This window comes from Mycolicibacterium tusciae, from assembly GCF_002086795.1.
Classification (GTDB): domain Bacteria; phylum Actinomycetota; class Actinomycetes; order Mycobacteriales; family Mycobacteriaceae; genus Mycobacterium; species Mycobacterium tusciae.
Genome location: NZ_MVIM01000015.1, coordinates 39,184 through 65,788, shown reverse-complemented (window position 1 = coordinate 65,788; position 26,605 = coordinate 39,184). Strand labels below are relative to the sequence as shown.

At 66.0% G+C, this 26,605-nt stretch carries 26 protein-coding genes; 12 read left to right on the top strand and 14 right to left on the bottom strand.

Translation table 11 applies throughout. The features are described 5' to 3' along the window. Positions 1-20: 20 nt before the first annotated feature. Positions 21-1,823, top strand: coding sequence for a serine/threonine protein kinase StpK7 (gene stpK7 / locus BST47_RS23150; protein WP_083128010.1), 1,803 nt, complete (start codon positions 21-23; stop codon positions 1,821-1,823). 107 nt (positions 1,824-1,930) lie between these two features. Next, the gene (locus tag BST47_RS23145) at positions 1,931-2,893 is read left to right on the top strand and encodes a serine hydrolase (protein ID WP_207568672.1); all 963 of its coding nucleotides are present in this window, start codon (positions 1,931-1,933) and stop codon (positions 2,891-2,893) included. On the opposite strand, the gene BST47_RS23140 is transcribed toward BST47_RS23145, so the two are convergent. Further along, positions 2,887-4,470: a serine/threonine-protein kinase gene (locus BST47_RS23140; RefSeq protein WP_420094061.1), complete on the bottom strand. Its 1,584-nt coding sequence runs from the start codon at positions 4,468-4,470 to the stop codon at positions 2,887-2,889. The genes BST47_RS23145 and BST47_RS23140 overlap by 7 nt on opposite strands. A 202-nt stretch (positions 4,471-4,672) precedes the next feature. On the opposite strand from BST47_RS23140, the gene BST47_RS23135 reads away from it, so the two are divergent. Both BST47_RS23135 and BST47_RS31265 read left to right on the top strand, forming a co-directional pair. Further along, on the top strand, positions 4,673-6,091 hold the full coding sequence (locus BST47_RS23135; protein ID WP_083128090.1) for a neutral zinc metallopeptidase: 1,419 nt from the start codon (positions 4,673-4,675) through the stop codon (positions 6,089-6,091). Next, complete coding sequence (locus BST47_RS31265) at positions 6,088-6,732, top strand: DUF4333 domain-containing protein (protein WP_234809836.1); 645 nt, start codon at positions 6,088-6,090, stop codon at positions 6,730-6,732. Before BST47_RS23135 ends, BST47_RS31265 begins: the two co-directional genes overlap by 4 nt. A 4-nt stretch (positions 6,733-6,736) precedes the next feature. Here the strand turns inward: BST47_RS31265 and BST47_RS23125 are convergent, their stop codons facing one another. Beyond that, positions 6,737-7,468 (bottom strand): peptidoglycan recognition protein family protein, encoded by a 732-nt coding sequence (locus BST47_RS23125; protein ID WP_083128007.1) that lies wholly within the window; start codon positions 7,466-7,468, stop codon positions 6,737-6,739. A gap of 39 nt (positions 7,469-7,507) precedes the next feature. Continuing rightward, a complete protein-coding gene (locus BST47_RS23120) occupies positions 7,508-8,860 on the bottom strand; it encodes a glycoside hydrolase family 183 protein (RefSeq protein WP_083128006.1) in 1,353 nt (450 codons plus the stop codon). Between the two features lie 329 nt (positions 8,861-9,189). Between BST47_RS23120 and BST47_RS23115 the strand changes: the two genes are divergently transcribed. Further along, a complete protein-coding gene (locus BST47_RS23115) occupies positions 9,190-9,393 on the top strand; it encodes a cold-shock protein (protein ID WP_083128005.1) in 204 nt (67 codons plus the stop codon). A gap of 378 nt (positions 9,394-9,771) precedes the next feature. After that, positions 9,772-10,326 carry a DUF5994 family protein gene (locus BST47_RS23110; RefSeq protein ID WP_165799841.1) on the top strand — a complete coding sequence of 185 codons (555 nt, stop codon included), beginning with the start codon at positions 9,772-9,774 and terminating at the stop codon, positions 10,324-10,326. Here BST47_RS23110 and ppk2 read toward each other — a convergent pair. Then, on the bottom strand, positions 10,254-11,132 hold the full coding sequence (gene ppk2 / locus BST47_RS23105) for a polyphosphate kinase 2 (protein WP_083128004.1): 879 nt from the start codon (positions 11,130-11,132) through the stop codon (positions 10,254-10,256). The genes BST47_RS23110 and ppk2 overlap by 73 nt on opposite strands. A gap of 138 nt (positions 11,133-11,270) precedes the next feature. Here ppk2 and BST47_RS23100 point away from each other — a divergent pair, with 138 nt between their 5' ends. Next, complete coding sequence (locus BST47_RS23100; protein ID WP_083128003.1) at positions 11,271-12,521, top strand: KasA/KasB family beta-ketoacyl-ACP synthase; 1,251 nt, start codon at positions 11,271-11,273, stop codon at positions 12,519-12,521. Here the strand turns inward: BST47_RS23100 and BST47_RS23095 are convergent, their stop codons facing one another. Then, positions 12,522-13,406 (bottom strand): cyclopropane mycolic acid synthase family methyltransferase, encoded by an 885-nt coding sequence (locus BST47_RS23095; RefSeq protein WP_083128002.1) that lies wholly within the window; start codon positions 13,404-13,406, stop codon positions 12,522-12,524. Positions 13,407-13,450: 44 nt separating this feature from the next. Next, positions 13,451-14,389 carry a cyclopropane mycolic acid synthase family methyltransferase gene (locus BST47_RS23090; protein ID WP_083128089.1) on the bottom strand — a complete coding sequence of 313 codons (939 nt, stop codon included), beginning with the start codon at positions 14,387-14,389 and terminating at the stop codon, positions 13,451-13,453. A 352-nt stretch (positions 14,390-14,741) separates the two neighbouring features. Here BST47_RS23090 and BST47_RS23085 point away from each other — a divergent pair, with 352 nt between their 5' ends. Next, positions 14,742-16,283, top strand: coding sequence for a serine/threonine-protein kinase (locus BST47_RS23085; protein WP_083128001.1), 1,542 nt, complete (start codon positions 14,742-14,744; stop codon positions 16,281-16,283). Positions 16,284-16,419: 136 nt separating this feature from the next. Next, positions 16,420-16,887, top strand: coding sequence for a cyclic nucleotide-binding domain-containing protein (locus tag BST47_RS23080; protein ID WP_083128000.1), 468 nt, complete (start codon positions 16,420-16,422; stop codon positions 16,885-16,887). A gap of 14 nt (positions 16,888-16,901) precedes the next feature. On the opposite strand, the gene BST47_RS23075 is transcribed toward BST47_RS23080, so the two are convergent. Next, on the bottom strand, positions 16,902-17,369 hold the full coding sequence (locus tag BST47_RS23075; RefSeq protein WP_083127999.1) for a hypothetical protein: 468 nt from the start codon (positions 17,367-17,369) through the stop codon (positions 16,902-16,904). Between the two features lie 174 nt (positions 17,370-17,543). Between BST47_RS23075 and BST47_RS23070 the strand changes: the two genes are divergently transcribed. The 3 genes from BST47_RS23070 to BST47_RS23060 all read left to right on the top strand — a co-directional run bounded on the left by BST47_RS23070 (position 17,544) and on the right by BST47_RS23060 (position 19,737). Then, complete coding sequence (locus tag BST47_RS23070) at positions 17,544-18,335, top strand: bestrophin-like domain (protein WP_083127998.1); 792 nt, start codon at positions 17,544-17,546, stop codon at positions 18,333-18,335. A gap of 156 nt (positions 18,336-18,491) precedes the next feature. After that, a complete protein-coding gene (locus tag BST47_RS23065; RefSeq protein WP_083127997.1) occupies positions 18,492-19,046 on the top strand; it encodes a CsbD family protein in 555 nt (184 codons plus the stop codon). A gap of 25 nt (positions 19,047-19,071) precedes the next feature. Next, positions 19,072-19,737, top strand: a complete 666-nt coding sequence (locus tag BST47_RS23060) for an IF2 family translation initiation factor (protein WP_083127996.1) — start codon at positions 19,072-19,074, stop codon at positions 19,735-19,737. Here the strand turns inward: BST47_RS23060 and BST47_RS23055 are convergent. The 7 genes from BST47_RS23055 to BST47_RS23025 are packed head-to-tail and all read right to left on the bottom strand — an operon-like array spanning position 19,734 to position 26,603. After that, positions 19,734-20,696 carry a 2-hydroxyacid dehydrogenase gene (locus BST47_RS23055; RefSeq protein ID WP_083127995.1) on the bottom strand — a complete coding sequence of 321 codons (963 nt, stop codon included), beginning with the start codon at positions 20,694-20,696 and terminating at the stop codon, positions 19,734-19,736. The two genes, BST47_RS23060 and BST47_RS23055, sit on opposite strands and share 4 nt — an antisense overlap. After that, positions 20,693-22,027: an enolase C-terminal domain-like protein gene (locus BST47_RS23050; RefSeq protein ID WP_083127994.1), complete on the bottom strand. Its 1,335-nt coding sequence runs from the start codon at positions 22,025-22,027 to the stop codon at positions 20,693-20,695. Before BST47_RS23050 ends, BST47_RS23055 begins: the two co-directional genes overlap by 4 nt. A 14-nt stretch (positions 22,028-22,041) precedes the next feature. Beyond that, a complete protein-coding gene (locus BST47_RS23045) occupies positions 22,042-22,854 on the bottom strand; it encodes an IclR family transcriptional regulator (RefSeq protein ID WP_083127993.1) in 813 nt (270 codons plus the stop codon). A 1-nt stretch (position 22,855) separates the two neighbouring features. Further along, the gene (locus BST47_RS23040) at positions 22,856-23,584 is read right to left on the bottom strand and encodes a sulfite exporter TauE/SafE family protein (protein ID WP_083127992.1); all 729 of its coding nucleotides are present in this window, start codon (positions 23,582-23,584) and stop codon (positions 22,856-22,858) included. Then, positions 23,581-24,585 (bottom strand): ABC transporter ATP-binding protein, encoded by a 1,005-nt coding sequence (locus BST47_RS23035; RefSeq protein WP_083127991.1) that lies wholly within the window; start codon positions 24,583-24,585, stop codon positions 23,581-23,583. The genes BST47_RS23040 and BST47_RS23035 overlap by 4 nt, the downstream gene beginning before the upstream one ends. Continuing rightward, complete coding sequence (locus BST47_RS23030) at positions 24,578-25,600, bottom strand: ABC transporter ATP-binding protein (RefSeq protein ID WP_083127990.1); 1,023 nt, start codon at positions 25,598-25,600, stop codon at positions 24,578-24,580. The genes BST47_RS23035 and BST47_RS23030 overlap by 8 nt, the downstream gene beginning before the upstream one ends. Before the next feature lie 13 nt (positions 25,601-25,613). Further along, the gene (locus tag BST47_RS23025; protein WP_083127989.1) at positions 25,614-26,603 is read right to left on the bottom strand and encodes an ABC transporter permease; all 990 of its coding nucleotides are present in this window, start codon (positions 26,601-26,603) and stop codon (positions 25,614-25,616) included. Positions 26,604-26,605 lie beyond the last annotated feature (2 nt).

Here is a 26,605-nt window from a genome sequence, read left to right as displayed (position 1 = left end):
CCGCTGCCGAGGAGTTGACGGTGGATGCGACACCATTCGGGCACTATCAGCTTCAAAGGCTGATAGGCCGAGGGGGAATGGGTGAGGTCTACCGGGCCTACGACACGAACACCGACCGCATCGTCGCCCTCAAGGTGCTGCCGCCGAACATGGCGGCCGACGAGACGTTCCAGGCCAGGTTCCGGCGCGAATCCCAGGCCGCCGCGGGCCTGAACGACCCACATGTCGTGCCGATCCACAGTTTCGGCGAGATCGACGGCCGCCTCTACCTGGATATGCGGCTGATCGAGGGCCGCAATCTCGGGACGATGCTCAACGAGACCTCCGGTCCGCTGGATCCCGAGCTTTCGGTCAAGGTGACCGAGCAGGTCGCGACCGCACTGGACGCCGCACATGCCGCCGGGCTGATCCACCGCGACGTCAAACCGTCGAACATCCTGATCACCGACAGCGATTTCGTCTACCTGATCGACTTCGGGCTGGCGCGAAGCGCAGGGGAAGTCGGGTTGACGACGGCGGGCAGCACGCTGGGGACGATGGCGTACATGGCGCCCGAGCGGTTCGAGGGCAAGCCGGTCGACGCGACGTCCGACATCTACGCGTTGACGTGCGTGCTCTATGAATGCCTGACCGGCGAGCGGCCCTATCCGGCGCAGAGCCTCGAACAGCAGATCGCCGGGCACATGACCCAGCCGATTCCGCGGCCGTCAGCCGTCAACCCGAAGCTGGCGGCGTTCGACGCGATCATCGCCAAGGGCATGGCGAAGTCGCCGGGAAAGCGGTATCAGTCGGCCGCCGAATTGGCCTCTGCCGCACGGCGTGCGCTGAACGCACCGGTGCGGATGGCGGGCAGCGGACGGCATTCGGCCCGACGCGCCGCCCCCGCCCGACGGCACGTCTCCGGGCGCCTCGTCGCGGTCGCCGTCGCGGTGGCACTGGTGGTGGTGGCCGGCGGCCTCGGGGTCTGGCAGTGGCGGGGCGGGTCCGATGGTGCCGAGCCCGCCAGCGTGGCGGAGAGCTCGTCGACGATGACGCCGGGGCCGCAGCCCGGCGCGGTGGAATCGATCGCCGCCACGGTGCCCGAAGACATCAGGTCGACGGGCCGGCTGATCATCGGGGTGAATGTGCCCTATGCCCCAAACGAATTCAAGGACGCCAGTGGGGCGATCGTCGGTTTCGACGTCGACCTGATGAATGCGATCACCCGCACCCTGGGGTTGGTGCCGGAGCACCGCGAGACGGCGTTCGAGGCGATCATTCCCTCCGTGCGCGGCGGCGACTTCAACGTCGGGATGTCGTCGTTCACCGACACCAAGGAGCGCGAGGAATCGGTTGACTTCGTCACGTACTTCGAGGCGGGCACGCTGTGGGCGCAACGCCCCGGCAGCGGAGTGGACCCGAACAATGCGTGTGGGTTGTCCATCGGTGTCGCATACCCGTCCCTGCAAGAGGCGGAGGAGATTCCGGCGAAGAGCGGTGCCTGTGAGGCGGCCGGGCAGCCGCCGATCGACAAGAAGGTGTTCGTCAGTCAGGACGATCTGACCGCGGCGCTGATCGACGGGGAAGTGGATGCGATGTCGGCGGATTCACCGGTGACGTTGTTCGCGATCAAGACCTCGGGCGGCGAACTGGAGGCCGCGGGCGAGGTGTTCGACTCGGCTCCGTACGGGTGGCCGGTGGCGAAGGGATCAGGCCTGGCGCAATCGCTGCTGAAGGCGCTCGAGCACCTGATTCAGACCGGCGAATACAGGACGATCGCGACGATGTGGGGCGTCGAGAAGGGCATGATCCTGACACCGAGGATCAACGGCGCGGCGAAGTGATTCCCACAGTCTGAGGTTCCTCGGCTGCACTGCGGTGTCAAATTGTTATCAACAGCGTGCCGCCTTGCTGCGCGGAGTCGGCGCCGACAGCCGTGATACTGGGGGAGATGGCCACCACGACCAACAGCCGACCGACGCCGGGTCCCAGAGACACCCGCTCGAAACAGAATCGCCCCCGCCGATCTCTGGTCGTGCTCGTCGCCGCCCTGGCAGCCATCGGAATCGTCGGGGGCGGCATCGTCATCGGTCGCAACATCTCGGCCGAGCCGGAGTCCACGCAGAGCAGCAGTGCGCCGCCACCCCTCACCCAGGCGCCGTCGTCGCCCGCGACGCCCGGCGTTCCGACGCCCGTCGACGGCGGGCCCTTCGCCACCGAGTTCGCCTCTCTCGCGGCCCAACTCAATGCCGACGTGGGCATTGTCGTCCGACCGGTGGGCGCGGGACCGGCGCCGGTGACGGCAGGCGAATGGAGCACCGGGACGGCGTGGTCGACCATCAAGGTGCCGCTGGCCATCGCGGGCCTGCGGGAGACCGACCAGGTCACCGAGGCGATGCGGGCCGCGATCACCCAATCGGATAACGATGCGGCCGAATCGATCTGGGCGAGCCTGGGAGATCCGCCCGAGGCGGCCAAGAAGGTGGAGGCAGTGCTGGCCGACGCCGGCGCACCGACCGCCGTCGAATCGCGCAAGGTCAGGCCGGAGTTCACCGCATTCGGGCAGACGACGTGGTCGCTGGCCGATCAGGCAACGTTTCTCTCAGCGGCCGCGTGCGATCCCGGTGACCAGCCGATAGTGGATTTGATGGGACAGGTCGAGCTCGACCAGCGCTGGGGCCTTGGCATGCTCCCAGACGCGAAATTCAAAGGTGGCTGGGGTCCTTCGCCGGAGGGCAACTACCTCGTCCGCCAGTTCGGGGTCATCCCCGTGCGGGACGGCTCGGCGGTCGTCGCGGTGGCCGTCGAACCGAGGTCGGGCGCATTCGACGACGGGACAGCGGCTTTGACGCAGATCGCGACCTGGCTTACCGACCATCCCGACCTGCTGCCCGCGGGCAGCTGCCCTCAGTAGAGATAGACGACGGCGTCCCTGCCGCCGGTGCAGGTGATGTAGGCGTTGCCTGGACGCGCTTGGCACTCCATCACGAAATTTGCTCCGTCACAGCGGAATCCGTTGCCGGGCACACAATCGACGGCACCGGGCGCCGACACCTCTCGAAGGTCACGGCTGGCGTCACCGTACTTCTGCCAATACGAATTCAGTACGCTCTCGGTGAAAAGGCAGGAGGTGTCGGCCGAACCCCGGCGGGCGTGCGTGCCGGGATCGTTGCGGCCGGGCAGCGCGTAGTCGCCGGTGCAGCTCGTCGGGTTGGCGCTGGTGTCCCGGCCGACCAGCGGCGCCGGCGGAGGCGAACCCACCGACAGCGGATTCGCGGTAGGCGTCGGGTCCGGGGTTGTCGTGTCGGTATCGGTGCCGGGCCGCTGGACCGGGGGATCCGACGGATCGGTGGCCACGGGCGTGGAGTCGTCGTTGGTCAGCACTCCGATCGCGATGCCGGTTCCGCCCAGCACCAGCACCGCGACGGCCGCGATGACGGCCGGCATCAACCACTTGCGCGACGTCGCCGCCGGCGGCGGGGAACTGGCGGCCGGTCGCGGCGCGCTGGGGGTGGGCGGTGGAGGGTAGGACGGCGGCGGCGGGCTGTACGACGGCTGCGGTGGGGCGACGTTGGTAGGCCGGTGCATGGTCGGATCGCCGAAGCCTGCGACCGTCCGCGGACGGTTCCAGGCCTGCTGCGTCCGCACCGGCATCGTCGGACCGGGATCCGGGGCGGGCCTGATCGTGGTGTCCGATTCCACGGCGCGCTGCGTCGCCCGGCCCAAGGCTCCGCAGCTTCCGTAGCGGTCGTCGGGTTCTTTGGCCATGCCGCGCGCGACGACCTCGTCGAATGCCGGTGACAGGGCCCGATTGGCCTGGCTGGGCTGTGGTGGCGGCATGAACAGGTGCGACGTCATGATCTGCTCGATGCTGTTCGACTGGAATGGCGGTTCGCCGGTCAGGCATTCGAACAGAACGCAGGCGAGTGCGTACACGTCGACCGCGGGAGTGGCTTCGCGATCGCGGAATCGTTCGGGAGCCATGTAGGTCCACGTGCCGATCTGCATGCCGGTGTTCGTCAAGCCGCTCTCGCCCTTGGCTTCGGCGATGCCGAAGTCGACGAGGTAGGGGAAGTCCGACGGTGTGACGATGACGTTCTGCGGTTTCACGTCGCGGTGAATCAGCCCGGCGGCGTGCGCGGCGTCCAGGGCAGCGGCAACCCCGCCGATGATGAACGACGCCCGGGCGGGTTTCAGCGGTCCGGCGCTCAGCAGCTCCTGCAGGGTCTGGCCCTCGACGAGTCGCATGTCGATGTACGGGTGCCCGTCGATCTCACCCCAGTCGTGGATCGGAATGACGTGTGGTTCTTGGAGAACGGCGGCCGCCCGCGACTCACGCTGGAAGCGGGTCCTGAACTTTTCGTCCTGCCAGAACTGTTCGGCGAGGATTTTCAGCGCGACGGTACGGCCCTTCTTCGTATCGTCTGCCCGGTACACCTCGCCCATGCCACCTCGCCCGAGCAGGCCGGTGAGCCGGTAGTGGCCGAACATCTGGCCCACGCGCGAGTTCGGAGAATCCACCTCGATCTCACCTCCTCCACCACGCAGTATCCGTCGCTTGCGGGATTCTTCGCATAATCTTCCTGCTGAAGTCCAGCGGAAGCGGCAAAGTTGGGCGAGACGACTGCACTGACAGGGGTAACGACAAGTGAACGACGTGGTGCGGGTGGTGCGGCACGGCGCGGGCGAGACGGTGCGCAGGGGTTTCGCCCGCGTGGTGCCGGTCGTCGTATGCGCGGTGCTGTTGACCGCGTGCACTCCTTCCGTGATCGACGGCCGGGCGACGTCGATGCTGTTCAACCCCGAGCGTGTCGGTGGCCTGCCGGTCAGCGAGGGGCCCAGCGGTCCCCGGCCGAATGCGCCCGAACCCGAGGGCACCGTCGAGTACGCCGACGACGGCCCGATGGATCGCCTGGCGCTGTTGGCGGTCAACGATATTCAGGAGTTCTGGACCAAGAATTACGACAAGTATCTGCCGGGCCAGTTCGAACCGGTGGACACCCTGGCGTCCTACGACTCGACAGATCCGAACAGCCCGGAGCTGTGCGGCTCGTCGATGTACGACAGCCCCAACGCGGCGTTCTGCTTCCGGCTCAACACGATGATCTGGGACCGCGGGGTGTTCCTGCCCGTCGCGCAGGAGTACTTCGGTGACATGGGTGTCGTCGGCGTGATCGCCCACGAATACGGGCACGCGCTGCAATGGATGGCCGGGATCGCCGACATGGACACCCCCGGCCTGGTCAGAGAACAGCAAGCCGACTGCTTCGCGGGGGTGTACCTGCACTGGGTGGCTGCCGGAGATTCGCCGCGGTTCACGTTGAGCACCGGCGACGGTCTCAACCACGTGCTCGCCGGGGTGATCTACATCCGCGACCGCCTGGAAGGCGGACCGTCCGACGACCCGCACGGCTCGGCGCTCGACCGCGTCAGTGCCTTTCAGTTGGGGTTCACCGGTGGTGCGGACCAATGCGCGGCGATCGACATGGACGAGATCACCAAGCGTCAAGGTGATCTGCCCGAACACGTGACGTTCGACTCCGGCACGTCGCTGGACAGCCCGATCAACGACGACACCCTCTCGAAGTTGATGGCCGTGCTGGACACGACGTTTCAGCCGGCCGAGGCTCCGACACTGACCACCGACCGGTCCGAATGCACGGGTGCCACGATCACCGAACCGACTTCGTACTGCCCGGATTCCAACAAGATCTTCGTGGACATGCCCGCGCTGCAGGCGGCGGGAGCGACCAAGAACGAGGAAAGCGACGAGGTGTTGGTGCAAGGCGACAACTCCGCGTTGTCGATCGTGACGTCGCGCTATGCGCTCGCGATACAGAAGGAGCGTGGCGCGAAAATCGATACGCCCGTCGCGGCGCTGCGCACGGCCTGTCTGACCGGCGTGGCACAGGGACAGATGACCGAAGAGGACGGCGCCGACTTCATCCTGTCGCCGGGAGACACCGACGAGGCGGTGGCGGGCCTCCTGGCCAACGGACTGGCCGCCAGCGATGTCAACGGGGTTCCCGCACCCGCGGGCTTCTCCCGGATCCTCGCCTATCGGTTGGGGCTTTCCAGCCGCATCGAAGAGTGTTTCGAGCGGTTCACATGACGCGCCCACCTGACGGAGGCTCCGGACAGCCGTGGTGGCAGCGCCCCGGTGGTGCGCCACAGCCCGGCAGGCCGGCGACCCCACCGCCGCAGCGCCCGCAGTACCCGCCGCAGCGGCCCCAATACCCGCCGCAGCAGCGGCCTCAGTACCCGCCGCAGCAGCCGCCTCCGCACCACCCGCCGCAGCAGCAACCCGGTTGGCCGCCTGCTGCCCGGCCGACCCCACAGTGGACACCCGCGGAGGCGCAGCAGTACGGCCAGCAGCCCGCTGCACCACCAGCGCCGCCGCCCGCGAAGCCTCAACAATCGCGACTCCCGATGATCGCCGGCGCGGTCGCCGCGGTCGTCGTCATCGGTGGCGCGGCATTGATCGGGGGACTCTGGGTCTCCGGATTCCTCGGCGGCGGAACGGTTCTCGACGTCGGTGCGGCCGAAGCCGGCGTGACGGAGATTCTCAGCAATCCGATCAACGGCTACGGTGCGAACGACGTGTCGGCTGTCGAGTGCAATGGCGGCAAGAATCCGAAGGTCGAAGTGGGCGCGGGCTTCGCCTGTGACGTGACCATCAACGGCGCGAAACGCACAGTGCAGGTGGTCTTCCAGGACGACCTCGGCACTTACGAGGTCGACGGACCGCGCTAGCGAGTCAGCGCAGTCCCGATTCGATTTCCGCGACGGTCTCGGTCGCCTCGGGCCCGCAGAGCAACGGCAGGTCGACCGGGCCTGCGGCGAGGAGCCCGTCCACCCGGTTCTGGAGATCGCCCGAGGTCACATGTTGATAGAGGCTCGCGCCGGGGCAGGTCGTCGTCGAGCTGAAGTCGCGGTGACCCGCCAGCGTGTCCGTCGAGATGCCGAATTGCTGCGCGGCAGAAGCTAATACGAGCGCTGTCCCGTTGAGCTGATCCTCGCTGACCTGCTCCTTGTCGAAGTCGCCCTCGCACACGACGAGGAAGTGGCCGGTCGGGTCGTAACTCGTCGCGGTGTCGCCCACCAGGTCTGGCCTTCGCAGCTGGTAGATGTTTCCATTGCGATCAACGCTGAAGTGGTAGGCGATGTCGATCCACCCGTGCGTGTCCTGATGGTAGCGCTGGTGCTGACGGAGTCGGGCAGGAGCGTCGGCGTTGTCGCCCAGAGTCACTTCGGTGTGATGGATCGTCATGCGATCGAGCGTGTGAGTCCTGCCGCCGGGGCGAGCTGGAGCGGCGCCCCAAGCGTCCCGGCACAGGATCTGATGGGCCGCGGGTGCAGCGGACGTCACGACAGGCGCGGCGATCGGCGCGACGGCGGCCGCCAGCCCAGCGCCGCTCAGCCAAAGCAGCCGACGCCGGCTGATGAGGTCGGGACGGCCTTCATGTTCGTCGGGCGGACGAATGTCCATGGCGCCCAGGATAAGCAGATGCCGGCCCGAGGCAGACCCTTACGGCAGAACGGTTCTCATCAGCATGACGTTGTATGCCGACCACAAGGAGACGTTGTAGTAGAGCTCTCGGCCCGTCGACCACGGATGCAGGAACGGCGCGTAAATGCCGCCGGGGAACTGCATCGACGGAACCAGGACGCGCTCTGGGCTCCACGGCCCCTGCGGTGCGGGCGCCGTCCTCATCACCATGTCGTTGGCGCCGTTGCCGTACAGCACCAGGTACTGCCCCAGATGCTTGTTGAACTGCGCCGACATCTCGCTGACGGGTCCGGGGATCACCGGCGTCGCCGCCGCGGGATTGCCCGGCACCCACGAGTTGGAGGCCGAACTCCAGTACTCGTACCTGCGAAGGTCGGGCACGCTCTGGGGCAACACCCGCGACATGTACGCCGCACCGCCGCGCCCTGCCGGGGTGCCGAACGAGTAGAGGTAGGGATCACCGGGGCCCGGTGTGAGGAACGCGCCCTGCTGGAAGTTTTCATTGCCCGCGACGTACCGGGCCCGGTCGGTGCTGTTAGGCGACGCCGGGCGCACGGAGTCCGGATAGACGCCCCAGTGCTCGCCGTTGTCCGGGGACACCGCGATGGCCGAGAAGTTCGTCGTCCAGCGACCGTCGCTGTCCCAATTCTTGATCGACATGAAGTTCAGGTACTGCTTGCCGCCGACTGCGATACCCGCGGTCGGGATGACGCCCTTCTCGGTCGGCGAGTACTTGATGCTGTTGATGATCTGCTTCGAAAGTCCTTGGGACCACAGGGGAGAACTCGACGCCGATACCGTCTTGGACAGCACGCCGTCCCGGCTTCGGAACAGGGCGTTGTACCGCCACTGCTGGCCGCGCACACCGCAGTACCCATAGGTGTCGCCGAAGGCCATCAGCACCTCACCGCCACCGTTGTCCCACATGATGCCCAGGTCGGTGCCGGTGATGGCGAAGCGGTTGACGGTGTCGTTCGGGCTTTCCGGTCCGGTCACCCAGCCGACGAGTGACGTACCCGGCGGCGCCGGAGGCGGAGGAGGCGCCGGCGGCGCCACCGGGTTGGCATCGGGAACAGGCTGTGCGGCATCGGGCACCACCGCGGCTTGCTGTTCGTATTGGGAGGCCCCTTGGACCTGCCCCAGACTCGGCAGTGCGGCGCCCTCATTGGCCCCGGTGGGCCGCTGACCCCGAGGTCGACCGTCGCCGGGCAGGTCCGGAGTCTCGCCGGAGTTGGATGAAGCAGGAGGCTGGATAGCCGCGGCGGCACCGCTGCAGGGCTGGGCGAATGCGGTCGGTGCCACGCCGATGGCCACGGTGAGTACGGTCGCCGAAACCGCGGATATCGATGCGAAGAGATGACGCGGCGACATGTCACACCTTTCGTGGCACGACGTCGCGGTGACGTCATAAGCGGCTTCATGTGACGATAGTGACCAGTGGGATTTTTGTGACTACTGCTACCCGGATGGATACCCTTCCGTGACCGTGTCGCAACCGATGACCCGCGCAACCCCGGTCGTGGTTCAGAACTGTTGCTGCTCAGGAGAAGTCGGCGAGGCCGTCCCGCTCACCTGCACCCGCAATTGCGCCGAACGCCAAAAGGATTACCGCACAGGCGAATACGTGTTCGGCCTTGGGCGTGCTAGGCTTTAGACGGGTGTCTGTCGACATCCGTACACAATGAGAGAAGTAGAAAAGTATGACGCAGGGAACTGTGAAGTGGTTCAACAGCGATAAGGGCTTCGGCTTTATTGCTCCGGATGGCGGAGCGGACGACGTTTTCGTTCACTTCAGCGAAATCCAGGGAAATGGATACAAGTCGCTCGAGGAGAACCAGCGTGTTGAGTTCACCGTCGAGCAGGGGACCAAGGGTCCCCAGGCAGTCGGTGTGTCCGCCGTATAACCTGATCTTGGTCGTGTGGGCTGGTGGGGACATACCCGCCAGCCCACACCGCTTTCTACGGACTTTGCGGTCGAGGGCGAAGGCGAATCACCAGTTTTATCGATGATCGGGTAAATTGGGTGTCAGGCCTTTCGCCTCAGCATTCTTCTGATGTCGCTCTCGCGATCAGCCTGCGGACGGATCTCCGTTCGCCCACTTCGTATATATGGGCTCTCACCCGTATGTTTTAAGGACGTGTTCTATGGAATCGTCAGATTTGTTTTCACACCCCCACAAGCCGCACGTCGTCGACAAGCGCGCGAGCTCCACGGAGCCCACGGAGAACCCCACCTTCTCGGACAACGACCAGAAGAAGTCATCTTCCGCTAAGCCCTTGTCGTGAACGGTCTATCGGGGACGCGCCGGTTGGCCCGCCCCGTTCGCCTTCTGCTCGCACCCCAATTGGGCTCCGACATCGACGGGGCGTGGTGGCCGCACACCGCCTCGGTGGGCGCAGAGCTTCCTGAACTCATCGGACTTCTGCATGCCCCGCTTGGGGAAATCGTCGACATCGCCATCAACTGGTCGCCCACCGAAGGCCCGGTCGATTTCGACTCGATCATCAGCGGTGCCAGGACGGTTGACAGCCCGGGCCCCCGTCGTCCTCGCCTGATGAAGGTCGAGGGGCGCGGTACCTGCGCGAATCTACTTGTGGTGCCCTACATGACGTCGGCGAATCTCGGCGCGATGGTCATGCGGTGCGCGGCGGGTCTGCCCGCCGTGCACGCGGATCGCGGTAGCCAGCTGTGGGAGACCGCGCGCACCGTGATGAGCGTCGCGCGGGCCGAGAGTGCGATCTGGGCTGGCCGGCTGCGCAGCCCTCAGTCCTCCAAAGCCCGCCCCACGATCAACGGGTCCGGTTCGCCGACGACTTCGTCGTCTTTGTCGTCGTAGTCGAACTTCGCGAGGAGATGGCGCATCGCGTTGATGCGGGCGCGCTTCTTGTCGTTGCTCTTCACGACGATCCATGGCGCGTAGTCGGTGTCGGTTGCGGCGAACATCTCCTGCTTGGCCTCCGTGTACTGCTCCCACTTGTCGATCGACTCCATGTCCATCGGCGAGAACTTCCAGTTGCGTACGGGATCGACCAGGCGGATCGCGAACCGGGTGCGCTGCTCGGCAGGTGACACCGAGAACCAGAACTTGGTGAGGTCGAGGCCCTGGCTGACGAGCATGTCTTCGAACATCGGTGCCTGCCTTAAGAATTCGGCATGCTCCTCGGGGGTGCAGAACCCCATCACCTTTTCGACGCCGGCGCGGTTGTACCACGACCGGTCGAACAGGACCATCTCCCCGGCCGTCGGTAAATGCTTGACGTAGCGCTGGAAATACCATTGCGCCTTCTCGAGGTCGGTGGGTTTCTCCAGCGCCACCACCCGCGCGCCGCGAGGGTTGAGATGCTCCATGAACCGCTTGATGGTGCCGCCTTTTCCGGCGGCGTCGCGGCCTTCGAAGACGACGACGTGCCGGGCCCCGGTCCGTTTGCTCCAGTTCTGCAGCTTGAGCAGCTCGATCTGTAGCCGCCGCTTGACACGTTCGTACTCATCGCGCGGTAGCCGGGAGTCGTACGGATATCGCTCACGCCACGTGTCGATGTAATTGCCGTCTTGGTCGAGCAGGACGGGGTCGTCGTCGTCCTCGTCGTTGACCGTGTAGCCGTGCGCGCCTGTCGAGAGTGCCTCGAGATCGATCTCGGTCATGGTTTCAACGCTAGGGCAGTTGCCGCTAATGTTGGATTCAGGCGCGTGCAAAAAGTCGCTGCGCCGACGCATATTCGGTCGTACATTGGGGAAATCTCGACCAGGTCAGCTAGCGCAGTGAAGGAACTTTGGTGACCCATGGCGAGTAAGACCACCGGCGACGGCCTTCCCGATGTCGTCGTCACAGCGGTGGCGTCGAGCAATGCCTTGGCGACCAACGCCGAAGAGACCTGGCAGCAGTTGCTGGAGGGGCAGAGCGGAATTCGCCGACTCGAGAAGCCGTTCGTCGATGAATACAACTTCCCCGTCCGCATCGGAGGTGAACTCCGAGAGGAGTTCGACCAGTATCTCGACCGGGTCGAACTCCGCCGGCTGTCGTATATGCAGAAGATGTCGCGGGTGCTCGGCCGACGCCTGTGGGAGACCGCCGGATCGCCCGAAGTCGACACCCGTCGCCTCCTCGTTTCGATCGGCCTCGCGCTCGCCAGCACCGAGGCGATGATCAGGCTTTACGACGACTTCAAGGCACGGGGCGTGCGCGCGGCCAATCCGTTGGCTGTGCAGATGCACATGCCGAACGCGCCCGCCGCGTCGGTCGGCTTGGACTTGAAGGCCAGAGCGGGCATCACGTCCCCGGTGCTGGCGGACGCCTCGGGAGCGGCCGCCATCGCGGAAGCCTGGCAGGGCATCATCCTGGGCGAGGCCGATATCGCCATCTGCGGCGGCGTCGAGAACTGCATCGAAGCCGTGCCCGTCGCGGCATTCAACAACCTCGGCTGGTTGTCGACCAATAACGACGACCCGGCGGGTGCGTGCCGCCCGTTCGACACCGACCGCGACGGCATGGTGCTCGGCGAGGGCGCTGCGCTGATGCTCATCGAAACCGAGGAACACGCCAAGGCGCGAGGCGCGCCGATCCTCGCTCGACTTATGGGCGCGGCCATCACGTCAGACGGCTACGACGTCGTGGACCCCGACCCGACCGGTGAGCGGGCGGGCGACGCGATCAGCCGGGCGATTCAACTGGCCGGCCTCACGGCGACCGACGTCGACCACGTCAACGCCCACGCCACTGGCACCAAACTCGGGGACCTTGCCGAAGCCCACGCGATCCGACGTGCGCTGGGCGACCATTCGGCGGCGGTGTATGCGCCCAAGGCGGCGCTGGGTCATTCGTTGGGCGCCGCAGGAGCCGTGGAGGCGGTGCTGACGGTGCAGGCGCTGCGCGACGGCATCATTCCGGCGACCCGCAACTTGAAGTCCCTCGATCCCGAGATCGACCTCGATGTGGTGGCGGACCGGCCTCGGCCCGGCGACTATCGGTACGCGGTGTCGAATTCCTTCGGGCTGGGCGGCAACAACGTCGTGCTGGCCTTCGGCGCGCCCTGACTAGCCTTTGATCAGGGTGAATTGGCCGAGTTCGCTGATGCCGCGCTCGAAGAAGTCCGCGCACCCGGTCAGGTACTTCATGTAGCGCTCGTAGACCTCTTCGGAGGTGGCGGCGACAGCCTCGTCGTGTGCGGCTTCGAGATTGTCGGCCCACGTCCGCAGGGTGCGTACGTAGTGCGGATTCAGGGTCTCGAAGTGGTGCATCGAGAAGCCGGCCTTGCCGGAAAGCCCGATGATGTCCTCGTCGCACGGGATCGAACCGCCGGGGAAGATCTCCTTGGCGATGAACCGCATGAACTTCAGGTCCGACATGACGATGGGAATGCCCAGGTCGGGCCAGCGCTTGAGCGGATGCCCCATGATCGTCTGCAGGACCAGGCGGCCACCCTCGGGAAGTATTCGGTAGCACGTCTCGAAGAAGGCGCCGTAACGCTCCTTGGGAAAGGCTTCGAACGCCTCGATACTGATGATGCGGTCGACGGGTTCGTCGAATTCCTCCCAGCCGTGCAACTCGACGCGGGTGCTGCGATCGGTATCGAGCTTCTCGAAGAGCTGCCCGCAGTAGTGGTACTGGTTCTTGCTCAGGGTCAGGCCGACGACGTTGACGTCGTAACGCTCGACGGCGCGTTGCATGACCGAACCCCAACCGCAGCCGACATCTAGCAACGTCATGCCCGGCTGCAGATCCAGCTTGCCAAGTGCCAGATCGATTTTGGCAAACTGCGCTTCGCCGAGCGTCATGTCGTCACGCTCGAAGAACGCGCAACTGTACGTCCGCGAGGAATCCTGGAAGAGACCGAAGAATTCGTCCGAGAGGTCGTAATGGGCCTGGATCTCTTCGAAGTGAGGCCGCATATCGGTTGGTCCGGACTCGATGTCAGTCATTGTCGATGACCCTACTAAATAGACTCAATTAGTTCCGAAACGAATCACGCCTTCTCGCAGGTGAACTGACACACATCGGTGTAGCCGTTGCGGAAAAGGTCGGCGCAGCCGGTCAGGTACTTCATGAATCGCTCGTAGACCTCGTCGGACGTGACCGCGATGGCGTCGTCTTTCTTGGCCTCGAGATTTGCCGCCCAGGTGTCCAGTGTGCGGACGTAATGCGGTTGCAGGTGCTGCTCGCGTGTCACGTTGAAGCCGGCGCCGACTGCGTGCTTTTTGACCATCGACGCCAGTGGCAGACGACCGCCGGGGTAGATCTCGTCCATGATGAACTTGATGAAGCGGACGTTCGACATGGTCAGCGGCAGTCCCTTGGCTTTGATCTCCTCGTCCTCGGGAATGATGATCGTGTGCAGCAGCATGACGCCGTCTTCGGGTAGGCAGTTGAACGTCTTCTTGAAGTAGTCGTCGTACTTGTTGAAGCCGAAGTGCTCGAACGCGCCGATGGACACGATGCGGTCAACGGGCTCGTCGAAGTCCTCCCACGGCTGCAGACGGACCTCCATGTTGCGCTTGCTCTTGGAGTTGGCGAACCAATGGTCCTCGATGTGCTGTTTCTGGTTCTCCGACAGCGTCAGACCGATGACGTTGACGTCGTATTTGTCGACGGCCCGCATGATGGTCGAGCCCCATCCGCAGCCGATGTCGAGCAGCGTCATGCCTGGCTGGAGGCCCAACTTGCCCAATGAAAGGTCGACCTTGGCCATCTGCGCTTCTTCGAGGGACATGTCGTCGCGCTCGAAATACGCGCAGCTATAGGTCTGGGTGGGGTCCTGCCACAGCTTGAAGAAGTCGTTGGAGATGTCGTAGTGGAACTGGACTTCCTTCTTGTCCGAACCACGGGTCTGGCCCGCCGACTCGGAAAGCCACTTGGACTTCGGATCGGGCGTACTCACCTGGGATTTGTCAGTTGAACTAGCCACCGCGGCTCCTGTCACACATCTTGTACGGGCTCCGACTCGAACGTCGACATGGAGGTGTTCCCCAACACAGCCGACGTTATGCCTCTGAATTTGTGGAGTACCACGCGGGGGTGCACCACCCGGCTGGTGTCATCGCAGGTGGGCGGCCATCAATTCGCAAGCACCTCGACCCTTTGTAGACTCGGCCACTGAAGCAAATCGCTTGTGCTGCTTCGTTTTCAGTGGCCCCAATGATGGTGCCACAATCTGCCCGCTGTGGGGAGCGGGTTAAGGAAGAGCGCGGTGCGGGAACTCGTTTGAGCGCGGCGGATCGACCTGCAAATTCGCGTACCGAAAAGACGGAAGGATTCACATGGGTTCCCCGAACGGCGGCACTCGCGTGGGTACGCAATTCGGACCGTATGAGCTTCAAGCGCTGATCGGCGAAGGCGGCATGGGCGAGGTGTACCGCGCCTACGACACCGTCAGGGAACGCCTGGTGGCGATCAAGGTGCTGCGCACGGAGGTAGCGGCAGACCAGGGCTTTCAGCAGCGGTTTCGCCGCGAGTCCCGCGTCGCCGCGCGGCTGCAGGAGCCGCACGTCATCCCGGTGCACGACTTCGGCGATATCGACGGCGTCCTCTACATCGACATGCGCCTCGTCGAGGGCGCCAGCCTGAAGGACGAGTTGCGGGTCAAGGGGGCGCTTCCGCCGACCCGCGCGCTGTCGATCATCAGCCAGGTGGCGGCGGCCCTGGACGCGGCGCACGGCAGCGGTCTGGTGCACCGCGACATCAAGCCGGAGAACGTGTTGCTGACGCCCGACGACTTCGCCTATCTGGTCGACTTCGGCATCGCGCATGGTGGCGGTGAGGCGAACGTGACGAGCACCGGGCTGGTCATCGGGTCGTGCGCCTACATGGCGGCGGAGCGATTCAGCGGCGGTCGCGGTGGGCCCGCCGCGGACGTGTACTCGTTGACCTGCCTGCTCTACGAGTGCCTGACCGGCCGCCCCCCGTTCGAGGCGGGAGATGTGCGGCAGATGATGGGTGCGCACATGTTCTCGCCGCCCCCGCGGCCGAGCATCATGCGCAGGGGGATCAACCGCGCGTTCGACGACGTCGTCGCGAAGGGCATGGCGAAGCAGCCGAACGACCGGTACACGACGGCCGGTGAGCTGGCCAAAGCGGCTGCAGCGGCGATGACGGATTCGACCCCGGCCCCAGTACCGATGCCACCTCCCCCGAGCAACACCAGGCAGTTCTCGGCGCTCGACCCGAACCCGGCGCGAACGGGCTACCAGCAGCCGCACGGTCCGCTGCCGCCACCCGTCCCGCCGGCCAAGAAGTCGCGGTTCAGCCCGACGCAGGTGGCGCTGGTGGCAGCGACGATCGCGATGTTCACCGCGGCCGTGGTGCTCGCGACGGTGCTGGTTTTCGGCGATCGCGACGGCGGGTCGGCACCGCAGACCAAGCTCGCGCTGCCGACGCCCTCGACGACGACGGTCACGACCACGCCGACGGACGAGGCGTCGCCGTCGACCACGACTCCCACCACGACGTCGGCCAGATCCGAACCGATTTCGGGGGTGTCGGGAACGGACGCGCAGGGGTTCGTCGGCCATACCGCGCGCTGCGATGCGGGCAGCACGCCTGCTGCGGCGATCAGAACGTCGAATTCCATTGCGGTCGTGTGTGAGTCGGCACCGGGTACGTACTACTACCGCGGTGAGCGGCTGCGCGACGGAGCCAATTTGCAACTGTCGAACGCGGTTCCGTCGGGCGGCGGATTCACTGCGGTCAACCCCGCCGACGGCGCCCGCTACGAGGTGCAGCCCGACATGCTGACCATTCTCAGCAGGAGCGGTGTGGATTCGGCGGAGCCGGCGCTGGAGTACGGCTCCGATCGACAGTGATTTCGCGAATTCGGCGCGCCAACGAACCCTCACGGTCCGCTAGCGCGCCCGATTCGCATGGATTATGGCCGCATCCGCGTCGTTTGATGGATAGGCTCACGGCGTCAGGGGTCACATCGCGGATCGGGGATCGACCATGGACAATCGCTCGTACGAACGCGCCAGTGCTGAGGCCCGCAAGCAGGAACAGCAGGAGAGTGCCCGCCGGCTGCGGGAATTCCCGTCGTTCGAGAAGTTCTCCGACGCGGACCTCAAGAAGCTCGTCGAGGCGGCACATCGCACCTCGACATCTGGGCCGTGGCCGCTGATTCGCCAGCACACCCCGTCGGACGCCTGCTACATCCTGCTCAGTGGCGAAGCGGGCGTGTATGTCGGTCACGAGCGCATCGCCCTCGTCGGGCCGGGCGAGATCATCGGCGAATCCGCGCTTCGCCGCGGCAAACTGCGCAATGCGACCGTGACGACGACCGGGAGGGCCGAGGTGTTGCACATCGAGCGTGACGACCTCGAACGTCTCCTCACCGAAATCCGCCCCCTGCGTGAAACCTTGGACGAAACGGTCGCGCGCCATGTACCTGCATCGGCCACCGCCGAACCGAGTTGACCTGCCGCGGTGAGCTACTCGTCGCCGGCAACCGAAGGACTGTGGGACAACATGCGCCGCCAGTGAACCTGTATGACGGCGAACAGGAACGCCGTGCTGATACCGAAGAGCAGCACACCGTTCACGGCTTGCAGGGCGCTGAACATCTGAAAACGGGACGGCAACGTCAGTCCCGACAACTCGAACGTGGTCAGCGTGGCCAGGGCGTATGTCGACGCCTGGGCGAACGAATCGATTGCACCCAGCCACCAGTACGCCACCGCCCACAGGACGCCTTCCAGTCCGTGCAGGGCTGCCAGTATCAGCGCAACGGCCCCGATGTGGGCGATCACGGCGGGAATCACCTTCCGCCGGTCGGGGTTCGGGACGCCGGAACGCATCCTCGACTCGAGTCCGATCGCCATGAGCACCACTGCGGTGGTGTGAATCGCGATGGTCAGCACTATGAGCGCCAGTCCCAGGCCCCAGCTCGCCAGATCCACTCCCACTGCCTAGCACCGGCGACCACGGAGAACGGCCACATTTGCCGAAGTCGGGCATGTATCCCGGTGCCGGCCTGACCGGCAATGCCGGCGCCGAGTGTCATGGCGTCCAGACGGGTATCAGACCGAGCACGCCGTGCGGTACCTGCGGTCGACACCGGACGAGGGGCAGCTATGGGTGAATACGGGATCGCGGGGCTCTGGGGACTTCTGGCTCTGGGTCTCATCGCGGCGGTGGCGGTCGCGGGGGCCGGGATGTGGTTGGCGCATCGCACGCTTCCGGACCCGGTGAGCGAGGGGCACAACGGGGCGCTGTCCCCGTTCATCACCTGCGTCGGCCTGGTGTACGGCGCCCTGCTCGGGTTCGTGATCGTCGTCGCCTGGGAGCAGTTCTCGTCGGCCGAGACCAACGTCTACAACGAGGCGTCGACGGTCGTCACGATGTACCGGCAGACCGTCGGAATGCCTGCGGACGAGCAGGCGCAGATGCGTGTGCTGCTCCGCAAGTACACCGACGCCGTCGCCGGCCCAGAGTGGCAGAACGCGGTAAGTGGCGGTGTCGGGACGGAGGATGCACGCGACGCGCTCAACGAGATGTACCGCGTGCTCGGAAGTGAGCAGTCCAGCGTCGCGTCCAGCCCGATAAGCCAGAATTTCCTCAACCAGTTGACCACGCTGGCATCGGAACGCAATCAGCGGATCCTGGATGCCAAGCCGCGCATACCCGGCCTGCTCTGGACGGGTCTGCTGTTCGGTGGCGTCGTCCTGCTGGGGCTGGGCGGGTTCATGCGTCTGGGCAGCACGCGCGCACATTTCGGCCTGTTGGGCGCCGTTGCCGTGCTGCTGGGTCTGTTGCTGTTCATCGTGTTCTGGCTGGACCATCCCTTCGGCAATCAGCTCGGCGTCACGTCGGAGCCGTTCGAGCAGTCACAGGTCGTGTTCGACTCGATCGACAAGGGCACCTGAGACGGCGACGGCGCAACAAATTTGCGTAGGTCGTCAATTCGATATTCGGATGAAATGTGCAGCTAAACGCGTGTTTCGTCGGTGATCTCGCGCGCGGCGGGGTTTCAACCGACCCGGATGTGGAATGAGTATCGCAACACGATGTGAGGAGTTGCGATGACCAAAGGCGAGAAGTCGGGTGAGGCCCGCAAGGCCATGTTCGATGCGGTCAAGGGCAAGGCGAAAGAGGTCGCTGGAGCCGTCACGGGGAACGACTCGTTGACCGCCGAGGGACAACTCGACCAGGTCGACGCCAAGGATCGCCGAGACGCCGCCAAGGCCGAAGCCGAGGCGGATGCCCAAGCCGCGCATGCACAATCCGTCGCGGCCGACGCCAAGCGCGAAGCCTCCGAGGAACGACTGCAGGCGGGCGCGGAGGCGGCGGTGGCAACCGCGCAAGTACGCGGCGACCAAGCCGTCGCCAAAGCCGCGGCCGACGAGGCGGCCGGCCAAGACGCAGTCCGTGAGCAGACGAAGGCGGAGCTGGATGCCCAGCGTCAGATGAAGAACGCGAAAGCAGACGAGCGTGCCGGCATCGCTGCTGCCGCCGACGAGTACGGCGATGCAGTCGATGAGCACCGACATGCCGTGAGCGACGCCGTTTCGACGCAGGCCGAGGCGAATCAGCTGAGACGCCGCGCGGAGGTCATCGACCACTCGGATCAGGCGTGACCACGGTTACCGATAGGAGCGACAGATGAAGATCACCGAGATTCCGTTTGCGGCCTTAAGGCTCCAGTACCGGATCGCCCGCGCACCGTTGCGCCTCTTCGAACAGCGCGTGCTCACTCGCGTCGACTCGGAGGCACCGGGACGGCTGCTCTACGAGCGTTCGGTGGGTGCTGTGGACGCCGCGGTCGGTAATGCGCTGGGCGATTCCGAAGTCGGAAGGCGCGGGACTGCCCTCATGGAGCGCAGCGAGGCACTCGGAGAAGCCACTCGGCTCGACCAAGAAGCCGCGCGAAAGAAGAAGCAGGCCGACGAGGAACTGCGCCGGAAGCAAGAAGGCGTCATCGCCGCGCCGGGCAAGGCCCGTAAAGCGGCGCAGCGCAAGGTCGACAAGGCGCGATCGGCTGCCGAACAGCGCAAGCGCGAGGCCGCGGATTCCGCAGCGAAGCGGTCGGCCGATACGAAGCGACGCATCGACGAGGAGGCCGCGCGCAAGGTGACGGGCGTCGAAGATGCGAAACGCGCCAAGCAGCAGACCATCACGGCCACCGAGAAATCGGTGACCGCCGTCGCCAAGTCGGAGCTGGACGATGCTGCCGAGAAGCGCAGCGACGCCGTGGACAAGCGTGCCCACGCCGACCGCGTCGACGATCTGGCCGAGGAAGTGGCGCTGCGTCGAGCCGACGAGGACTAGTGAGCGACCACGTTCTTCAGGGGCTCGCCCCGGTCCAGCCGTCCGACGTTGGCAGCGATGTCGTCGGCGCGACCGGCGAACGTGTCACTGGTGACGCCCGAGGAGTGCGGCGTCATCAGGATGCTCGGCAGATCCGCGAACGGTAGGTGGCTCGGCGCGCTCACCCCGCCGGCCGTCGGGTAGCGGTACCAGACGTCGATCGCTGCGGCCCGAATGACGTTGTCCGCCAACGCATTGTACAACGCCTGTTCCTGCACCAGCGGACCCCGGCCGACGTTGATCAGCACGCCGTCGGCGCCGAGCAGGCTCAACTGGTCCTCGCCGATCATTCCGGCGGTGTGCTCGTTCAGCGGCGCCGACACCACGGCCACGTCGCACTCGTGCATCAGCCGGTTCAACTGGGAGGCGTCGGCTGCCCAGGACAGTCCACAGGCCGGCACGCGACCCGATCCCGTCACCGCCGCAGCGGTACACCCGAAGGCGCGGAACAGGTTCCACGTCTGCTGTCCGATGTGCCCGAAGCCGACGAAGCCGATGTGGGCCTGTCCCAGGGTGGGCAGCTGAGGGATCGAGGGGTCGTAGACCGACGTCGCCCACGCGTTTCGCCGAAGGGCACGGTCCTGGGCCAGAAAGTCGCGGCGCAGCATGACGGCCGATGCGACGACGTACTCGGCGATCGACCGTTCGTGATGAAACGTATTGGCCACCAGCACTCCATTGGGAACGGCGCCGAAGTCGACCTTGTCGGTGCCTGCGCCTGCGACGTGGATGAGCCGAAGCTTCTCTGCCGCCGAGGCCATCTCCGCGGTGAACCGGCTCCCGATGTGCACGTCGGCGTCGCGCAAGTCGCCCAGCGGCACACCGCCCGGGTGCCACTGGACGACCACGCCCCCCGGCAACGCCGCCTCGAATCGTTCGCGATGCGGCGTGAGGTTCGTGTCGGCAACAACGATTTTCATCGCTGAAGCGCCGGACGCTTGCTGTCGAACGTCCAGCCGGGGATCAGGTACTGCATCGCGAGCGCGTCGTCGCGGCTGCCCAGTCCCTCGCGTTGGTACAACTCGTGTGCGGCGGCGACGGCCGCGCTATCGAGTTCGACACCGAGACCGGGCTTTTCGGGCACTGTCAGGTAGCCGTCGACGATCTCGTACGGCTGCTTGGTGATGCGCTGCCCGTCCTGCCAGATCCAATGGGTGTCGATCGCGGTGATGTCACCAGGTGCCGCGGCGGCCACGTGGGTGAACATCGCCAGCGAGACGTCGAAGTGGTTGTTGGAGTGCGACCCCCACGTGAGCCCCCACGCCTCGCAGAGCTGCGCGACGCGCACCGAGCCGGCCATCGTCCAGAAGTGCGGGTCGGCGAGCGGGATGTCGACCGCGTTGGCACGGATCGCGTGGCCCAATTCGCGCCAGTCGGTGCCGATCATGTTGGTCGCGGTGGGCAAGCCGGTGGCGCGCTTGAACTCTGCCATCACCTCGCGGCCGGAGAACCCGCCTTCAGGTCCGACCGGATCCTCGGCGTAGGCGAGCACATCGGTGAGCTCGCGGCACGTCTTGATGGCGTCGGCGAGCAGCCATCCGCCGTTGGGGTCCAGGGTGATTCGCGCCTCCGGGAAGCGGTCTTTGAGGGCGATGACGGCTTTGGCCTCGTCGGGCGCGGGCAGCACCCCGCCCTTGAGCTTGAAGTCACGGAAGCCGTACCGGGTCGCGGCCGCTTCGGCGAGGCGCACGACGGTGTCCGGGGTGAGCGCCTCTTCGTGCCGTAGCTTGAGCCAATCGTCGGCCGCGGCGTCCTCGTCGGCGGGCGACCGGTACGCCAGGTCGGTCTTGGTGCGGTCGCCGACGAAGAACAGATACCCCAGCGCCTGTACGCGATCGCGCTGCTGGCCGTCGCCGAGCAGGGCCGCGACCGGAACGTCGAGATGCTGGCCGAGCAGGTCGAGCAGCGCCGACTCCACGGCGGTGACGGCGTGCACGGCCACGCGCAGGTCGAACGTCTGCGCGCCGCGGCCACCGGCGTCGCGGTCGGCGAACGCGCGGCGGATGTCGTTGAGAATCGCGTGATACTCGCCGATGCTGCGACCGGAGATGATGGTGCGGGCGTCTTCGAGGGTGCGCCGGATCGGTTCGCCGCCGGGGACCTCGCCGACGCCCGTGTTGCCGTCGGAGTCGGTGATAATCAGCAGGTTTCGGGTGAAGAACGGGCCGTGTGCGCCGCTGAGGTTCAGCAGCATGCTGTCGCGGCCGGCGATCGGCGTCACGGTGATGTCGCGTATTGTCGGCGTCCTCATGGGGGTTGTCACAGTCAGTCTCCTGATACTTCGGTTGCGAACCACTTGTCGCCGTTGGCCAGGGGGCGCACCACGCGAGACACCTTGTCTCCCATGGTGCGCAGCGCGTCGGCGATCTCGCGTTCGCGTTGCGGGGTCAATCGGTCCAGCGGCACGGACGCGCTGATCGCATCCTGTGCGGGCTGGCAGTAGTGCAGGGCGACGGCGAAACACCGCAGACCCGAGGTGTTCTCCTCGTCGTCGGTGGCGTAGCCGCGAATGCGGACGTTGTCGAGGTCGGCGTCCAGGGCGGCGCGGTCGACGATCGTCTTGTCGGTCAAGGGCTTGAGCGCGGACGGCACGTGTTCGTCGCGCTCGGTGCCGAATCGTTCGGCAAGAAGCGACTTCCCGAGCGCGGTGGCGTAGGCGGGCAACCGCCTGCCCACGCGGTTAGCGGTGCGCGTGTAGCTCTTCGACTCCAGCGTCGCGAGGTACACGATGTCGGTGCCGTCGAGCCTGCCGACGTGAAAGGTCTCGTCCAGATCGGTGCGGAGGTCGTCGAGAAACGGGGTGATCAGCGGCAGGTACGGATCGCTGTCCAGATAACTGGTGCCGACCAACAACGCGCGCACGCCGATCGCGTACTGGGTGCCTGTCGCGTCGGTGCGCACCCAGCCCTGTGCGACGAGCGTTCGCAGCAGGGCATGTGCGCTGCTACGGGGCATGGCGAGCGCATTGCTGATCTCGCGTAGCCGCGCCGGCTCGTCATGGCGGGCCGCCAGGAACTCCAAGAGTTCGACCGTCCGCACAGCGGATTTGACCTTACGTACGACAACTTCTTCAGACATCTCAGCTCCCGATCGCCAAGAGTTCGCGGCCGATCAGTAGGACCGCACCCAGTGCCGAAACCCCGATGGCCACCCACCGCAGCCGTGCCGGATCGAGTACGTGGTTGAGCCGTCGCGACATCAGATATCCGATGGCCGCTGCCGGAGCGAGCACCGCGAACATCACCATCGTGTGGCCGTTGACGGCGCCGGTGGCGGCCAGCGCGGCGATCGACAGGATGGAGCCGACGAGGAAGAATCCGCTCATCGTGCCGCGCAGCCCGGCACCCTCTTTGCGCTGCCAGATCAGCGCCATCGGTGGTCCGCCGATCGCTGTGGCGGTGCCGAGTACGCCCGAGGCCGCGCCGGCCAGGACGACATTCCGCCTGCGCGGCAGCGGGATCCAGCCGAACGTGGTCAATCCGACGCCGGCGAGGACCACGAGCGCGAGCATGATCGCGAGACCACGCTCGGGCAGCACCGTGAGCAGCAGTGCACCGGCGACGGTGCCGGGAACCCGACCGATCAACGCCCATTTCGTCCCGTGCAGATCGATGTCTTCGCGTTCGCGCACGACGACGATCAGCGTGACGAGGGTGGCGACCATGATCAGGGTGCCGGGAATGAGGGCAGGGTCGACGAGCGCGATGATCGGTGCGGAGAGCAGACCGATGCCGAATCCGATCGACGCCTGCAGCGCCGACGCCAACATGATCGTCGCCGCCACAATGCAATATCCCCAGACACTCATGCCGTTGCCAGCATGCTGCCTTCCGTCAGCAGGGGATGGTGGCACTCGGCGGCGTGGCCGCTGACCTCCGGGTCGACCGCGCTCGGGGGAGCGGTCGTCGCGCAGATCTCGGTGGCCTTCCAGCAGCGCGTGCGGAATCGGCAGCCCGAAGGCGGATTCACCGGTGACGGCACCTCGCCCTTGAGCAGGATGCGGTCCTTGCGCTGTGCGCTGTCGAGTTTGGGTGCGGCCGACATCAGCGCCGCGGTGTACGGGTGGTTGGGTCGGTCGAAAACCGACTCGGTGGGCCCGTTTTCGATGATGCGGCCGAGGTACATCACCGAGACGCGGTCGGCGACGTGCCGGACCACCGACAGGTCGTGGCTGATGAAGATGTAGCTGATGCTCAGCTGCTGCTGGAGTTCGTTGAGCAGGTTGAGCACCTGAGCCTGGACCGACAGGTCCAGCGCGGACACCGGCTCGTCGCAGATGATCACGTCGGGATCGAGCGCGAGCGCGCGGGCGATGCCGATGCGCTGACGCTGGCCGCCGGAGAACTCCTGCGGATACTTGTCGGCGGCCTTGGCGCCCAGCCCGACGAGGTCGAGCAGACCGCGCACCCGCATCTCGCGGTCCTTGCGGGCCTTGTACATGTCCTTGTGGCTGCGCCACGGCTCGGCGATGATGTCGCCTGCCGACATGCGCGAGTTCAGCGAGGCGTACGGGTCCTGGAACACCATCTGCACCCGGCGGCGGAAGTTCAGCAACTCCTTGCCGCGCAGGCTGAATGGGTCGATGCCGTCGAAGCGCACGCTGCCCTCATCCGGACGCTCGAGCATCAGCAATGTCCTTGCCAGCGTGGACTTTCCGCAGCCGGACTCGCCGACCAGGCCCAGCGTTTCGCCGCGCTTGAGGTCGAGCGTGATGCCGTCGAGCGCGCACAGCTTCTTCTTTCCCGCGCCCGGGACGCGGAAGGACTTGCGGAGGTCGCGGACCTCCAGCAGGTTGGCGGACTCAGACATTGGCAACCTCTTCCGGGAAGTGGCAGGCGGCGTTGCGGCCGGACTGCACGGTGTCGAGTGTGGGTCGCTTGCTCGCGCAGAGTTCGCGGGCCAGCGGGCACCGGGCCTGGTACACGCAACCGTCGGGGATGGCCTGTAGGTCCGGCGGTGATCCGCCGATCGACTTCAGGTCGTCGCCGCGGCGGGCGTTGACGGGCACCGAGTTCAGCAGCCCCTTGGTGTAGGGATGCTTGGGGTTGGCGAAAACCCCGGACACCGGCCCGGTTTCGACGATGTTGCCTGCGTACATCACCGCGACGCGGTCGGCCTCCTCGGCGACCAGCGCCAGGTCGTGGGTGATCAGGACGACAGCCATGTCGAACTCGGTGCGGAGGTCGCGTAGCAGCGCCATGATCTGCGCCTGCACGGTGACGTCGAGTGCGGTGGTGGGTTCGTCGGCGATCAGCACGCTCGGGTTGAGTGCGACGGCCATCGCGATGAGCAGACGCTGGCGCATGCCGCCGGAGAACTGGTGCGGGTAGGAGTTCAGCCGCGATTCGGGCTGCGGGATGCCGACGCGCGTCATCAGCTCGACGGCCTTGCGCTTGGCTTCCTTCGCGGACAGGTTGTGATGGATCCGGAACGGTTCGGCCAGTTGGGTTCCCACGGTGTAGAGCGGGTTGAGCGCGGTGAGGGCGTCCTGGAAGACGATCGCCAGTTCGGTGCCCGCCATTTCGCGTCGCTTGGCACGACCGACCTGGAAGAGGTCGACACCGCCGAGGGTGGCGGAACCTTCGACGACGTCGGCGACGGGTTCGAGCAGACCGACGAGCGCGGTGGCGGTCATCGACTTGCCGCAGCCGGATTCGCCGAGCAGGGCCAGGGTTTCGCCGCGGCGGGCGGTGAAGCTGACCTCGTTGACGGCGCGGACGGTGCCGTTGATGGTGCGGATCTCGACACTCATGCCGTCGACGTCTAGCACGGGTTGGGCGTCGGTCTGGCGGACGCCGGGCTTGTGGTCTACTGCGGCGGTCATGATGAGGCGCCTTTCAGATGCGTGACGTGGTCTTGGCGAAGCGGGACAGGCGCTTCTGCGGAACGGTGAGGCGCCACCGCTGCCCGGGATCGGTGGCGATACGGGCCCAGGCCGCCAGGATCGTGGCCGACACGGTGGTGATGACAATGGCCAGGCCCGGGAAGAACGACAACCACCACGCGGTGTGCAGGTAGGTGCGGCCCTGCGAGACCATCAGGCCCCAGCTGACGTCGGGCGGCTGGATGCCGATGCCCAAGAAACTCAACGAGCTCTCGGCCAGCATGACGTAGCAGAAGTCCAGCGTCGCGACGGTCAGCAGCGTCGGCAGCACGATCGGCAGGACGTGGCGGAAGATGATCGACCGGGCCGGTGCGCCGAACGTCCGCGCGGCGTCGACGAACAGCCGGCTCTGCAGCTCCGCGGACTCGGCGCGTGCGGTCCGCAGGTAGACGGGTATGCGGGTGATCGCCAGCACCAGAACGATGTTCGCGGCGCTGGGGGAGAACACGTATAGGACGACGACCGCGAGCAGCAGCGACGGGAAGCTCATGATCACGTCGGCGACGCGCATGGCGACGGTCTCGCGCCAACCGCGGTAGTACCCGGCCCACATGCCGATGGCCGAGCCGACGATCGCGGAGATCACCACGGCCGGAATCGCGACCGACAGCGTCGTCTGGCAGGCAACGATGAGCCGGGCCAGCATGCTGCGGCCCAGCGGGTCGGTGCCGAGGAAGTTGGCCCAGCCGTGCGCGAGGGTGAACGGCGCCTGGTTGGAGTTGTCGAGGTCGATGTCGGTGGCGAGATCGCCGACGAGCATCGGGCCGAAGGTCGCGGTGAGGAACACGACTCCCAGCACCAGGGCAGCGGCCGCGGCGACGCGGTCGTTGACCAGCATCCGGAACCACTTCGATGCAATGCCCTTTTTGGCGCCGTCTTGCCCAGGTTCGCCGACGATGGCGGTGGTCGGCTTGACGGGAACGAGGTCGATTCCAGTGCTCATGT

What these genes read in the sequence shown, in the direction of transcription:
- BST47_RS23145 (WP_207568672.1), top strand. Translation starts at nt 1,931, where the DNA reads ATGGCCACCACGACCAACAGCCGACCGACGCCGGGTCCCAGAGACACC.
- BST47_RS23140 (WP_420094061.1), bottom strand. Translation starts at nt 4,470, where the DNA reads ATGTTCGGCCACTACCGGCTCACCGGCCTGCTCGGGCGAGGTGGCATG.
- BST47_RS31265 (WP_234809836.1), top strand. Translation starts at nt 6,088, where the DNA reads ATGACGCGCCCACCTGACGGAGGCTCCGGACAGCCGTGGTGGCAGCGC.
- BST47_RS23125 (WP_083128007.1), bottom strand. Translation starts at nt 7,468, where the DNA reads ATGGACATTCGTCCGCCCGACGAACATGAAGGCCGTCCCGACCTCATC.
- BST47_RS23120 (WP_083128006.1), bottom strand. Translation starts at nt 8,860, where the DNA reads ATGTCGCCGCGTCATCTCTTCGCATCGATATCCGCGGTTTCGGCGACC.
- BST47_RS23115 (WP_083128005.1), top strand. Translation starts at nt 9,190, where the DNA reads ATGACGCAGGGAACTGTGAAGTGGTTCAACAGCGATAAGGGCTTCGGC.
- ppk2 (WP_083128004.1), bottom strand. Translation starts at nt 11,132, where the DNA reads ATGACCGAGATCGATCTCGAGGCACTCTCGACAGGCGCGCACGGCTAC.
- BST47_RS23100 (WP_083128003.1), top strand. Translation starts at nt 11,271, where the DNA reads ATGGCGAGTAAGACCACCGGCGACGGCCTTCCCGATGTCGTCGTCACA.
- BST47_RS23095 (WP_083128002.1), bottom strand. Translation starts at nt 13,406, where the DNA reads ATGACTGACATCGAGTCCGGACCAACCGATATGCGGCCTCACTTCGAA.
- BST47_RS23085 (WP_083128001.1), top strand. Translation starts at nt 14,742, where the DNA reads ATGGGTTCCCCGAACGGCGGCACTCGCGTGGGTACGCAATTCGGACCG.
- BST47_RS23080 (WP_083128000.1), top strand. Translation starts at nt 16,420, where the DNA reads ATGGACAATCGCTCGTACGAACGCGCCAGTGCTGAGGCCCGCAAGCAG.
- BST47_RS23070 (WP_083127998.1), top strand. Translation starts at nt 17,544, where the DNA reads ATGGGTGAATACGGGATCGCGGGGCTCTGGGGACTTCTGGCTCTGGGT.
- BST47_RS23065 (WP_083127997.1), top strand. Translation starts at nt 18,492, where the DNA reads ATGACCAAAGGCGAGAAGTCGGGTGAGGCCCGCAAGGCCATGTTCGAT.
- BST47_RS23060 (WP_083127996.1), top strand. Translation starts at nt 19,072, where the DNA reads ATGAAGATCACCGAGATTCCGTTTGCGGCCTTAAGGCTCCAGTACCGG.
- BST47_RS23055 (WP_083127995.1), bottom strand. Translation starts at nt 20,696, where the DNA reads ATGAAAATCGTTGTTGCCGACACGAACCTCACGCCGCATCGCGAACGA.
- BST47_RS23050 (WP_083127994.1), bottom strand. Translation starts at nt 22,027, where the DNA reads ATGAGGACGCCGACAATACGCGACATCACCGTGACGCCGATCGCCGGC.
- BST47_RS23045 (WP_083127993.1), bottom strand. Translation starts at nt 22,854, where the DNA reads ATGTCTGAAGAAGTTGTCGTACGTAAGGTCAAATCCGCTGTGCGGACG.
- BST47_RS23040 (WP_083127992.1), bottom strand. Translation starts at nt 23,584, where the DNA reads ATGAGTGTCTGGGGATATTGCATTGTGGCGGCGACGATCATGTTGGCG.
- BST47_RS23035 (WP_083127991.1), bottom strand. Translation starts at nt 24,585, where the DNA reads ATGTCTGAGTCCGCCAACCTGCTGGAGGTCCGCGACCTCCGCAAGTCC.
- BST47_RS23030 (WP_083127990.1), bottom strand. Translation starts at nt 25,600, where the DNA reads ATGACCGCCGCAGTAGACCACAAGCCCGGCGTCCGCCAGACCGACGCC.
- BST47_RS23025 (WP_083127989.1), bottom strand. Translation starts at nt 26,603, where the DNA reads ATGAGCACTGGAATCGACCTCGTTCCCGTCAAGCCGACCACCGCCATC.